This window comes from Azospirillum canadense, from assembly GCF_025961225.1.
Lineage (GTDB): Bacteria > Pseudomonadota > Alphaproteobacteria > Azospirillales > Azospirillaceae > Azospirillum > Azospirillum canadense.
Genome location: NZ_JAOQNG010000007.1, coordinates 243,558 through 255,759, shown reverse-complemented (window position 1 = coordinate 255,759; position 12,202 = coordinate 243,558). Strand labels below are relative to the sequence as shown.

General features: G+C 69.9%; 10 protein-coding genes. 5 read left to right on the top strand and 5 right to left on the bottom strand.

Going from position 1 to position 12,202, the window contains the following annotated elements:
• The first annotated feature begins 98 nt into the window (after positions 1–98).
• Complete coding sequence (locus tag M2351_RS28970; RefSeq protein ID WP_264659502.1) at positions 99–764, top strand: ABC transporter substrate-binding protein; 666 nt, start codon at positions 99–101, stop codon at positions 762–764.
• A 64-nt stretch (positions 765–828) separates the two neighbouring features.
• Complete coding sequence (locus M2351_RS28965) at positions 829–1,896, top strand: NAD-dependent epimerase/dehydratase family protein (protein WP_264659501.1); 1,068 nt, start codon at positions 829–831, stop codon at positions 1,894–1,896.
• Positions 1,897–1,912: 16 nt separating this feature from the next.
• Here the strand turns inward: M2351_RS28965 and M2351_RS28960 are convergent, their stop codons facing one another.
• The 4 genes from M2351_RS28960 to M2351_RS28945 form a co-directional block, all read right to left on the bottom strand.
• Positions 1,913–2,503 (bottom strand): TetR/AcrR family transcriptional regulator, encoded by a 591-nt coding sequence (locus M2351_RS28960; protein WP_264659500.1) that lies wholly within the window; start codon positions 2,501–2,503, stop codon positions 1,913–1,915.
• Between the two features lie 58 nt (positions 2,504–2,561).
• Positions 2,562–5,669 (bottom strand): efflux RND transporter permease subunit, encoded by a 3,108-nt coding sequence (locus M2351_RS28955; RefSeq protein WP_264659499.1) that lies wholly within the window; start codon positions 5,667–5,669, stop codon positions 2,562–2,564.
• Positions 5,666–6,952, bottom strand: a complete 1,287-nt coding sequence (locus M2351_RS28950) for an efflux RND transporter periplasmic adaptor subunit (protein ID WP_264659498.1) — start codon at positions 6,950–6,952, stop codon at positions 5,666–5,668. Before M2351_RS28950 ends, M2351_RS28955 begins: the two co-directional genes overlap by 4 nt.
• Before the next feature lie 204 nt (positions 6,953–7,156).
• Positions 7,157–7,846, bottom strand: coding sequence for a type 1 glutamine amidotransferase domain-containing protein (locus M2351_RS28945; RefSeq protein ID WP_264659497.1), 690 nt, complete (start codon positions 7,844–7,846; stop codon positions 7,157–7,159).
• Between the two features lie 373 nt (positions 7,847–8,219).
• On the opposite strand from M2351_RS28945, the gene M2351_RS28940 reads away from it, so the two are divergent.
• Entirely contained in the window at positions 8,220–8,942 is a 723-nt protein-coding gene (locus tag M2351_RS28940) for a 2OG-Fe dioxygenase family protein (protein WP_264659496.1), read from the top strand.
• Between the two features lie 13 nt (positions 8,943–8,955).
• On the opposite strand, the gene M2351_RS28935 is transcribed toward M2351_RS28940, so the two are convergent.
• Complete coding sequence (locus M2351_RS28935) at positions 8,956–9,729, bottom strand: FadR/GntR family transcriptional regulator (protein WP_264659495.1); 774 nt, start codon at positions 9,727–9,729, stop codon at positions 8,956–8,958.
• 191 nt (positions 9,730–9,920) lie between these two features.
• Here M2351_RS28935 and M2351_RS28930 point away from each other — a divergent pair, with 191 nt between their 5' ends.
• Entirely contained in the window at positions 9,921–11,159 is a 1,239-nt protein-coding gene (locus M2351_RS28930; protein ID WP_264659494.1) for a four-carbon acid sugar kinase family protein, read from the top strand.
• Positions 11,156–12,199 carry a 4-hydroxythreonine-4-phosphate dehydrogenase PdxA gene (gene pdxA, locus M2351_RS28925; RefSeq protein WP_264659493.1) on the top strand — a complete coding sequence of 348 codons (1,044 nt, stop codon included), beginning with the start codon at positions 11,156–11,158 and terminating at the stop codon, positions 12,197–12,199. The genes M2351_RS28930 and pdxA overlap by 4 nt, the downstream gene beginning before the upstream one ends.
• The last annotated feature ends 3 nt before the right edge of the window (positions 12,200–12,202 follow it).

Sequence of the window (12,202 nt, the reverse complement as noted above, 5' to 3'; positions counted from 1 at the left end):
CATAGCCCACCGGTGCCCCCGGCGGCATCCCACACGGATGGTTGACCCCCTCCTACACCGGGCGGCACCCTATGGGCGGATCATCGACGGAGATCGTCATGGCTGGTTCCTCCACGCGGATGCGCCACGTGCTTGCCTTGCTGCTCTCCGTCCTCGCGGCGTTGCCGCTTGCCATTGCGCCGGCCACGCAGGCGCAGAACCCATCCCGGAGCCTATCCGAGGCCGCCACCGGGGCGACGGCGCCGGTGGGCCGGCTGAACGAGGCGTTGCTGGACCTGATGCGCCGGGGCGGGCAGGAGTCCAACAGCGCTCGCCTTCGGCGCTTTCTGCCCGTGATGCAGGACGTCTTCGACCTGGACGCCGCCTTGCAGATCGCCGCCGCCCCCTATTTCGAGCAGGCCGGCGAGGCCGAACGGCGCCAGGCCCTTGACGCCTTTACCCGGCGCAGCGCCGCGCAATACCTGGACCGCTTCGCCTCCTACAACGGCGAGGGCTTCACCATCGACGGGGAGCGGGCAGGGCCGCGCGGCACGACGCTGGTGGACACCACCCTGTCCAGGCCGCGCAAAGCCCCGGTGCGCCTGACCTACGTGCTGCATCCGGTGGGAAAGGATTGGAGAATCCTCGACGTGCTCGCCAAGGGGACGGTCAGCCAGCTCGCCGCTCAACGGTCGGAGTTCCAGGCCCCTTTGCGCAGTGAGGGGCTCGCGGGCCTGACACGCGATCTCAACGCCAACGCCGACCGGCTGCTCGGCGGGGCCTGATACCGTATCTTGGCAACGGTTGCGCCATTGGAGGCCGGTGACGGCCCGCCGCAGGATTCCCGTCATGTCAAAGAGGCGGGGGCCGAACGCCATGGCGCTGTCGCTCGTCACGGGAGGATGCGGCTTCATTGGGAGCCACCTCGTCGCGCATCTGGTCGCCGGCGGCGAGCGCGTGCGCGTTCTCGACACCTGCGTCTCCGACGACTTGCCGCGGGGCGTGGAGGTGATGCCGGGCTCGATCCTCGACCCGGCGGCGGTGGACGCGGCGCTGGAGGGCGTCCAGGTGCTGTATCATGTCGCCGGCCTGCCGCAACTGTGGCTGCCCGACAAGGGGGCGTTCGACCGCATCAATTGGCGCGGGACGGAATGCGTCCTGGAACGCGCCAGGGGGCATCGGTTGCAGCGGATCGTCCATTGCTCGACGGAGGCCGTCCTGCTTGGCCGCCGCCCGGTCGGGCGAGTTGCCGAATCCGCCGACCGGGCTCTGGCGGAGATGGCCGGATCCTACTGCCGGTCGAAATACCGGGCCGAACAGGCAGCGCTGGCAGCGGCGGCGGCCGGGCTGCCCGTGGTGATCGCCAATCCCACGGCCGTCATTGGCCCCGGCGGCGGCCCGACACCCCCGATGGCCATGCTGAGCCTGTTCCTGCGTGGGGGCCCGCGCTTCATCCTCGACTGCACGCTGAATCTGGTCGACGTCCGCGACGTGGCCGCCGGCTTGGCGCTCGCAGCCGCGCACGGCGCCGTCGGCGAGCGCTACCTGATCGGCGGGACCAACATCCGGCTGTCCGCCCTGGTGCGGCGGCTCGACCTGCTGAGCGGCCGCAGGCCCCTTCGGCGGTGGGGCATCCCCGGCTGGCTGGCGCTGGGCTTCGCCCAAGTCGACGAATGGATCAGCGACCATGTCTCCGGCAAGCCGCCCACCGCGCCGGTCACCGGCGTGCGGCTGGCCATCGCGTCCGGCTGGTTCGACACGGCCAAGGCCGTGGCGCAGCTGCATTTCCAGACGAGGCCGTTCGCCGAGACCCTGGCCGACGCCGTGGCGTGGCTTGCCGAGGAGAGCCGCCGGCAGGACCGGCCGACGCGGCGTCCGCCGGTAGCGATCGGAGCGAACGCGCAGAAGGCCCTGTAATCAGAAGGCGGTGTGATCAGCGCTCGGCTCCGATGAGCCGGGACACACCGCCGTCCGCCCGGACCGCCTTCAGGACGTCGTCCTGAATGTCGGAATGGTTCCCCACCGCCCGGGCGATCACGATCGCGCCGACCAGGGTCGCGAGGAGACGTAGCGCCTCGGAGCGGCTTTCCTCCTTCGCCCCGCCGAGCGCTTCGGCCACACGGTCGATGGTGCGCGCAACCCCGTCGTGGAAGACACGGGACACGTCGCCGCCGATGTGGGCGGCTTCGCTGCCGACCGCCGCGACCGGGCAACCGGCCGCGGGGTGGTCAAGATGATCCTTGGAGAGGTAAAGGTCGATGTAGTTGCGCAACAGATCCGAACCGGCCTCCCCATGGTCCGGCGCCAACGGCGAAGCCCGGTCGGTGAAGGCCTCGGTCATGGCTTCGGCGATCAGGGCCTCCTTGGAGGGGAAGTGGCGGTAGAATCCGCCGTGGGTCATGCCGGCCGCTTCCATGATGTCGGTGACGCCGACGCCGGAGAAGCCCTTCTCGCGGTAGAGCCTTGCCGCCTCCTTCAGGATCCTGCGGCGGCTCTCCGCCGTCTCTTCCTTGTTCTTGCGCATGCCCTTGCCTCCTTTTCCTGCAAAATAGATTTCGTCCATCATCTTTACAAGCGACGGATCACTCCGCCGCGATTGCCTGGGCGGCAATCACCGGGGACGACGCGCCGCCGGGCGCGCGCTCCACCCGGAACCACGCGGCGTACAGGGCAGGCAGGAAGAAGAGGGTGAGGAAGGTGCCGACCAACGTCCCCCCGATCAGGACGATCGCCATCGGGCCCCAAAAGCTCGTGAGCGTCAGCGGCAGGAAGGCGAGCACGGCGGCGAGCGCCGTCAGAACCACGGGGCGCGCGCGCCGCACCGTCGTTTCGATGATTGCCTCGCGCATGGTCAGCCCGTGGGCCATGTCCGTGTCGATCTGGTCGACGAGGATCAGGGTGTTGCGCACGATGATCCCGCCGAGCGCGAGGATGCCGAGCAGAGCGACGAAGCCGAAGGGCTTGCCCGTCACCGCCAGCGCGAAGCTGGCACCGATGAAGCCCAGCGGGAAGGTCAGGAACACCACGAACAGCCGGCTGAAACTGCGGACCTGCAGCATGATCAGCGTGAGCATGATCAGGAACATCACCGGCAGGACCTTGAAGAGCGCGGCGTTCGCCTTGGCGCTTTCTTCGATCGCGCCGCCCAGGTCGATGTGGTAGCCGGGCGGCAGCGCGTCCATGATCGGCTTCAGCCGGGGCACGATCGCGTTGGTCACGTCCGGCCCCTGCACCCCGTCCACCACGTCGGAGCGCACGGAGAGCACGACATCGCCGTTGCGCCGCCACAGGATCGGCTCCTCGGCCGCCACCTCCAGGTGGGCAATTTGGGAAAGCGGGACCGCAGCCCCGGACCGCGTCGTGATCGTGATGTCGCCGAGCCGGTCGAGCCCCGCCCGCTCCGCCGCCGCGGCGCGGATCACAACGTCCGTGAGGCGGTTGTTCTCGCGCAGCTGCGTCGCCGGGGCGCCCGACAGCACGACCTGCAGCATCTGCGCGACCTCCGCGGTGGAGAGGCCCAGCTGCTTGACCCGATCCTGGTCCAGCACGAAGCGGACGGACTTGGCCTGCTCGCTCCACTGCAGTTCGACGTCGCGGGTGTTCTCGTCGGCGCGCACGACGTCACGGACCTTCTCCGCGATGGACTTTACCGTGCCGACGTCGGGACCGGCGACCCGGAACTGCACCACGTGCCCCGTCGGCGGCCCGAAGTCGAGCCGCAGCACGCGGCCGCGGACCAGCCCTTCCTCCGCGGCGAAGTGGCGGATCAGGTCGGCGCGCAGCGCCTCGCGTTCCTTGTTGCCGCGCGTCATGATCACGAGCAGGGCGAAGTTCTCGTCGGGCAGGACCGGATTGAGGGCGAGGTAGAAGCGCGGGGCGCCCTGGCCGATGTAGGTGGCGAAATGTTCGATCTCGGGACGCCCGGCGAGCAGCGATTCCACCTTCGTGACCTCGGCCTGCGAAAGGGCGAAGCTGGAGCCTTCCGCACCGCGCAGCTCGACCAGAAGCTCGTGGCGTTCGGATTGCGGGAAGAACTGCTTCGGCACCGTGGTGAAGGCGGCACCGGCGGCGGCGAAGGCGAGCAGCGTCAGCGCGATGGCCGCCCAGCGCCAGCGCAGGACGAGGTCCACGGCTTGGCGGAACCGGTCGTAGAAGGGTGTGTGGTAGGGATCGTGCGCGCCGCGCGCCGCGGCCCGCTCCTCCAGGCGCCGGGGAAGCAGGGTGACGCCGAGATAGGGCGTGAACAGGACGGCCACGATCCAGGACACGGAGAGCGCGATCAGCAGGACCCAGAAGATCCCGCCCGCGTATTCGCCCGCCGTCGACCGCGCGAACCCCACCGGCAGAAACCCCGCGACCGTGACGAGCGTCCCGATCAGCATCGGCATGGCGGTCGATGTCCAGGCGAAGGTCGCCGCCGTCACGCGGTCGACCCCTTCCTCGATCTTCACCAGCATCATCTCAATGGCGATGATGGCGTCGTCGACGAGAAGGCCGAGGGCGAGGATCAGCGATCCCAGGGTGATGCGCTGGAACTGCATGCCCGCGGCCTCCATCACCACGAAGGTGATGGCGAGCGTCAGGGGCACCGACAGGGCGACGATGACGCCGGCGGACAGGCCGAGCGCCACGAAGGAGATGAGCAGGACGACGCCGATGGCGACGACGAACTTCAGCAGGAACTCGTCCACGGCCTCGGCGATGACCTCCGCCTGGTTCGTCGCCTGGTGCACGTCGACGCCCAGCGGCAGCGTCGCCCGGATGTCGCGGACGGCCTCGTCGAGCGCCTTGCCGAGGGCGAGGCCGTTGGCGCCGGCCTTCATCCGGACGGAAAGCGCCAGCGCCTCCTCGCCGTTGAAGAGCGCGATGAAGGACGGGGGATCCTCGTACCCGCGGGATACCGACGCGACGTCGGCGATGCGGAAGGTGCGTCCGTTGACGGCGACCGGCGCGTCGGCCACCGCGTCCGCGTCGGCGAAGGCGCCGTCGACCTTCACGGTGACCCGTTCCGTCGGTGTGTCGACGGAGCCGGCCGGCACCATCCCGTTCTGCTGCTGCAGGGCCTGGAAGATGGCCGAGGCGGGAATGCCCAGCGTCGCGAGCTTGGTGTAGGAGATGTCGACGAAGATCCGGCGGGGGCGTTCCCCGACGATCTCGACCTTGTCGACGTCGGCGATCCGCAGCAGCCGCTGCCGGAACCGTTCTGCGTAGGGCAGGAGGTCCGCCTGCGGGAGTTCGGGCGCGGTCAGCATGAAGACGGCGGCGTAGACGTCCGAGTACTCGTCGTTGAAGAACGGCCCCCGCAGGTCCTGGGGCAGGTTGGCCCGGATGTCGCCGATCTTCTTGCGGATTTCGTAGAAGAGGTTGGCGACCTCGCGGGGCGGCGTGTCGTCGCGCAACTGCACCTGCACGACGGTGACGTTCTGCCGGGAATAGCTCTGCACCCAGTCGAGGCGGGGCAGCGTGCGGATCTTGGTTTCGATGGGATCGGCGACCTGGCGCTGCATCTCGTCCGCGGTCGCGCCCGGCCACACCGCCGTGACCACCATGGTTTTGATGGTGAAGGACGGATCCTCGGCGCGGCCGAGGTTGAGGTAGGAAAATCCGCCGGCGACCAGCGACATCAGGATCAGGAACAGCACGACGGCGCGGTTGCGGACGGCCCATTCCGAAAGGTTGAAGCGGCTCATGACCGGCCTCCCCGGGCGTGCGCCTCGGACGCTGTGGCCGAAGCCGGTGCCATGGCCCGTGGACCCTCGACCACGCGCACGCGGACACCTTCGTCCAGCCGGTGCACCCCGAGCGTCACGACGCGGTCGCCGGCCGACAGGCCGCTCACATCGGCGCTGTCGGAGCCGAGCCGGTGGATCGAAACCGGTGCGGCCTGGACGCGGTCGCCGGCCGGGTCGATCCGCCAGACGATCGGGTTGCCGTCCCGGAAGACAATCGCCGAGGCAGGGATCGTCGTGGCGCCGCCTGTCATCGCGCGGCTGAGGTGGACGGTGACCGTGCTGCCAAGCTCCGCGGTGCCGGCGCTGGCCGGCAGCGAGAAGCGGACCGCGTAGGTCCGGCTGGCCGCGTCGGCCTGCGGCGCAATCTCGCGCAGGACGGCCGGCTCGGCGCCGGAGGCGCGACCCCAGAAGCTCGCCGTCGCCGACCAGGAGCGGATGTCCGCGACCTGGCCCTCGGGAACGGTCACCAGCGCCTCCCGGTCGCTGGGCCGGACCAGGGTCAGTACGGGCTGGCCGGCGGGAACGACCTGCCCCGCCTCGGCCTTCACGGCCGTCACGATCCCGTCGTGGGGCGCCCGCAGTTCCGCATAGGAGAGGTCGTTGCGCGCCAGGGTCAGGCGGTCCGCGGCCGCCTGGGCTTGGTTCGTCGCCGCCTCGGCCGCGGCCTTGTAGCGGTCGTAGGCCGCCTGGGTCGCCCACCCTTGCGTGAGGAGCCGGGCCTGTCGGCGCTCGTCCGCGGCGGTTTGGACCGCCTGTGCCTGCGCGGCGGCCAGCGTCGCCTTGGCGGCGGACACCGCCGCGCGATAGTCGGCGGGATCGAGGCCGAAGAGCAGGTCGCCGGCCCGGACGGCCTGCCCGACATCGACGGCCCGGCTCAGGATCTTGCCGGCGACGCGGAAGCCAATCGCGGTCTCATAGCGGGCGGCGACCGTGCCGGTGAAGTTCCTCTCCAGGGTGGTGCCGGCCTCCGCCACGGCGATCACGCGCACCCCGCGGACCGGATCGGGCTTGGCCATGACGGGATCGCCGGCGAAGCGGTCCCTCACCGTCTCCACGACCGCCGCGGCCGGGCTGAGCAGAGCCGAGCACGCTGTGGAAACCGACAGGATCGCGCCGACCGCAACCGTGGCGGCGAGCGAGGACACCACGATCGTGCGACGCCGGCGGTGGCGCAAGGCCCCTTTGAAATGAGCCTCTCCGGCGGACCGACCCGTTCCGGCTGCCTGCGATTCCTGCACCATGCTCCCGCTCCCGTCGGTTTAGATGACGATCAGTCTCTAAGAGCAATAGATGTCTTTCATCATCTAAACAGTCAACGGGCTTTTATCGTCGGCTTGGGCCGACGCGGTTCAGGACTGTGGCTTGCGGGGAGAACCGGGAGCGGCTTGCCAGCTTGGTGCAACGAACCGCCTGTGGGCGCGCCGGTGTCCGACGCGCCCGTTCCGTCATGCCGTGGCGGTGGCGAGGGTCTTGAGCAGCGCCGTGGCGCCGGGACCGGAAGAGGCCGGATTCTGGCCCGTGATCAGCAGGCCGTCGGTCACGACGTAGGGAGCCCAGTCCGGCGCCTTGGAGAAGATCCCGCCGAGGCGCTTCAACTCGTCCTCGACCAGGAACGGCACAACCTTCGTGAGGCCCATGGCCTCCTCCTCGCTGTTCGCGAAGCCCGTCACCTTCTTGCCCTCGACCAGCGGGCGGCCGTCGGGCCTGCGGGCGCGGTGAAGCGCGCAGGGAGCGTGGCAGACCAGGGCGAGCGGCTTGCCGGCCTTATGGAAGCTCTCGATCAGGCGGATGGAATCCGCGTCCTCCGCCAAGTCCCACATGGGGCCATGGCCGCCCGGGTAGAAGACGGTGTCGAAGTCGGCCGCCGAGACGGAGCGCAGCGGGACCGACGCGGCCAGCGCGGCGATGGCCGCCGGGTCGGCCTCGAAACGATGGGTCAGCTCGGTCTGGAAACGCGGCTCGTTGCTCTTGGGATCGAGCGGCGGCTGGCCCCCCTTGGGCGAGGCGATGACGATCTCCGCCTTCGCATCCTTGAACACGTAATAGGGGGCGGCGAACTCTTCGAGCCAGAAGCCGGTCTTGCGGCCGGTGTCGCCAAGCTGGTCGTGAGACGTCAATACCATCAGGATTTTCATGGCCGAAATCCTTCGATCACGTGGGTGCGAGGCGCATCCGCTTGGACACGCAGGGAATCGGAGCCGCGATGTCGTTCCAGGTCGGCCCACTGCATCGCTTCGGCGCTGCGGATCGGGCCGTGAAGGCGGTTTTGCGACCCCCCTGGGGTGCGCCGCCCGGTCGTGGAACGACTCAACAGTGAGGACGCCCCGACATCCTGCAAGCTTTCGCGCGTCGGGGTGACGGCGCAATTGAACTTAGGTGTCGATCCGGTGGCCGCGCTTCATATTGGTCGGGTGAGCCATGCGCTTGCGGGCGTGGCGGGCGCGCCGATGCTTTCGTACTGTCATGGTCCGTGGCGAGCGGGATCGCCTTCTGGACCGGACAGCCGACATGACCGAAAAGCTGCACAGGATTGGCGACGCGGTGGCGACGGAGGGCTTCTCCTTCGTCGAATCAGCCGACATGCAGGGCCTGCTCGACGTGGCGGGCCTGCGCGATTGGGAAGGTTTCAGCGCCAGTTGGGACGATCTCGGCCTGGACGCCTTCATGGCGGACGGCGGGCGTTACCGGCGCCGACGGCACGCCGCCTTCGCCCTGTCCGCGGACGGCATCCGGCGCAAGCCGCACCAGCCCCATTACCAGAGCCGGGACTACAACCCCCTGAACGGCGGCCTCGAACGCTGGTTCGAGCCGATCACGGAGGCGACCGGGACCCACCCCGCGCTGGAGGCGGTCCTGAAGACCTGCTTCGCGCTGTTCGACCCGCTCACCCCCGCCGGCACGAAGCCGGAGGTCTGGCACACGGAAGTCCACCAATTCCGAATCGAGGCCCGTGCGGACGAGGCCGGGCGGCCCACCCCGGAGGGGATGCACCGCGACGGCGTGGACTGGGTCCTGGTGATGCTGGTCCGGCGCGAGAACGTCTCCAGCGGCACGACAAACATCCACGATCTCGCCGGCCGGCCGCTGGGCAGCTTCACCCTGCGCCAGCCGCTGGAATCGGCGGTGGTGGACGACGCCCGCGTGTTCCACGGCGTGACGCCCGTCGAACCCATCGACCCGGCGCGTCCGGCCTTCCGGGACGTGCTGGTCGTGACGATGCGGCGCCCCTGACGGAGCGTTCCCTTTACAAAGCCAAATCCAACATCCGGCCTTCGAACACCCGGTCGCGGGAGCCTTCCAGATGGCGCCGCATCGTCAGGCGGGCGCGCTCGGCGTCGCGGCTGCGGATCGCCTCGAAGATGCCGCGATGCTCGTCGAGGACGCCGGCCAGCCCCTCCTTCGGCCCCATCAGCGACGCGCCGTGGAACTTCATGCCGACGGCGATGTGGTCGCGGAGCGCCTTGTAGGACGACAGGTAATAGTGGTTGTTCGCCGCCTCGGCGATGGCGCAGTGGAAGGCGAAGTCGGCGTCCTCCCGATGCCGGTGCGCTTGGGTCGCCGCCTGCATGAGGTCGAGCGCCGCGGCGATTCCGTCCAGCGCCGGCTTGTTCCAGCGCAACGCCGCGTAATAGGCGTAGTCGGGCTCGATGCTCAGGCGGAACTCGTAGCAGCGCTGGATATCGGCGATCGTCTCGACCGGGGCGAAGCCGACCAGCGCGCGGGTTTCCGCCGGCTTGCCCTTCACGAAACTGCCGGCTCCGCGCCGTGAATGGATCAGCCCCTCGTCCCGCAGGCGGCTCAGCGCCTCGCGGACCACGGGGCGGGAGACGAGGAACTGCTCCGCCAGTTCATGCTCGCCCGGCAGCCGCTGGTCGGGCTGGTACGCCCCCGCGCTGATCTGCGCCAGAAGTCCCTGATAGACCCGTTGGACCAGCGGCGTCGCGCGCGGACGCACGGTGCCCTCAAAGCTGGTGCCATCCGTGTCCAAGGCGTCGGAGGCGAACTCTCCTTTGTCCATGGTGTCGTCTCTCAGGGCTGTGCGTGCGTCGTTCCATCAAACCTGTAACCCCGACCTGACAACTTGTAAACATGTAAAGTGACCAAAGCGCCTGAAGCGGCCCATTGTGAGTATGCAACATGACAACATGTTGACATGCTTGCAGCGCTGTGATGAAGTGGCTCCAGATCGGGCCGAGGAAGCGCCCGGTCATGGCCCTTCGGTCACGGCGCAGCGGGATGGAACGCACCATGGACGGCATGGTCCAGCACCTCACATCGGGACCCAACGCACAGGCGAAGGCGGCCCTGCGCGTGCGGCTGATCGCCGACGACCTGACCGGGGCGCTCGACACCGCGGCGCAGCTGACCGCCGCCACCGGTCCGATACCCGTTCACTGGCGCGGCCTGCCGCGCTCCAACGTCGCCGGGAGCATCGCCATCGATAGCGGCACCCGCGAGGTGGGGCGCGACGTGGCGCGGGCAACGGTCGCCGCGTTGGCCGCCGGGCTGGGCTGGACCTCCGACACGATCCTCTACGCCAAGCTGGACAGCCTTCTGCGCGGCCATGCCGGGGCGGAGATCGGCGCCTGGATGAGCGCTGTCGCGCCGACCCATTGCATCGTGGCACCCGCCTTTCCCTATCAGGGCCGGGTCACCCGCGGCGGCGTACAGCTCGCCCGCACGGCGGAGGGCTGGCGCCCAGTGGCGAGCGACCTGCGCGCCGACCTGGAGCGCGAGGGGCTGGCGGTCCACCTCTGCCGCCCCGGCGATGCGGTCCCCGCCGGCGTCAGCCTGTGGGACGCCGAAACGGACGCCGACCTCGCGGCCATCGCCGCCGTGGGTCGCGCGCTCGACGGGCCGGTCCTGTGGTGCGGCAGCGGCGGGCTGGCCGGCGCGCTGGCGCAGCAGGCCGGGTGCCCCGCCGGTTCCCAGGACGACGCCACGCTGCCGGGGCCGGTGCTTGGGTTGTTCGGTACAAACCATCCCGTGACCGCGGCGCAGCTCGCCGCCTGTTCGGAGCATACGCTGGCCCTGCCGAACGGTGGCGAGGCGAGTGCGTCCGCGCTGTCGCGACGGCTGATGGAACGGGGCGTCGCGCTGGCTGGGCTGGCGCTGCCCGACGGGCTGTCCTGCGCCGACGCCGCGAACCGCATCGAGCGGGAATTCGCGACGCTGGTTCGCCGCCTCGACCCGCCCGGCACGCTGTTGGTCGCCGGTGGGGAGACGCTCCGCGGCCTCTGCGCGGCGCTGGAGGCGGAGCGGCTGGATCTGGACGGGCATGTCTGGCCGGGGGTTCCGCGCTCCGTCCTGCGCGGCGGGCGCTTCGACGGCGTCCGCGTGGTTTCAAAATCGGGCGCGTTCGGCGACCCGGCGCTTCTGCGCCGGCTGGTCAGCCTCAATGAGTCTCAGGGGGCCGCGCCGCATCATCACCAGGGAGAGGAAGCATGACACCGCATCTGGCCATCACCATGGGCGATCCCGCCGGCGTCGGGCCGGAGATCATCGTGAAGGCCTGCGCGCGTCTGAAGGACCGGCTGGAAGCCGGGAAGCTGCGCCTGCTGGTCATCGGCAGCAACCCGGCGCTCCAGGCCGCGCGCGCCGCGCTGGGCAGCGATCTCGCTTTCCCGGAGGTGAGCGAGACCGACGGCGACTGGCCGGCGCTGGCCTGCCTGCAGGCCGGGCCGGAGGGCGAGCCGATCCGTCCGGGCGTGCTGTCGGTGGACGGCGGGCGCTTCGCCTATCTGGCGGTGGAACGCGCGGTGCGGCTGGCCCAGGCCGGGCGCATCCAGGGCATCGTCACGGCGCCGCTGAACAAGGAGGCGCTGAACAAGGCCGGCTACCATTTCGCCGGCCACACCGACATGCTGGCGGAGCTGACAGGGGCGCGCGGCTCCGTGATGATGCTGGCGCACGGCAACATGCGCGTCAGCCACGTCACCACCCACATCGCGCTGGAGGACGTGCCGAAGCGCCTGACGCCGGAGCGGCTGCGCTACGTCATCGACCTGACGCACGAGACGCTGAGCGGCCTGCGGCTGCCGCGCCGTCGCATCGCGGTCGCCGCGCTGAACCCGCACGCAGGCGAGGGCGGGCTGTTCGGCCGCCAGGACATCGACGTGACGGAGCCGGTGATCGCGCGCTGCGTCGCCGACGGGCTGGACGTGGTCGGCCCCGTGCCCGGCGACACGGTCTTCGTCAAGCTGCGCGCCGGCCAGTTCGACGCGGTGGTCGCCATGTACCACGACCAGGGCCACATCCCGGTGAAGCTGCTGGGCTTCAACGTCAACCCGGAAACCGGGACCTGGGACGCGCTGAGCGGCGTCAACATCACGCTCGGCCTGCCGATCATCCGCACCTCCGTCGACCACGGCACCGCCTTCGACATCGCCGGAAAGGGCATCGCCAACGAGCTGAGCCTGATCGAGGCCATCGAATACGCCGAAACGCTCGCCGCCGCCCGCGCGCCGGCGACCAGCGCCGCGGCTTGAGGA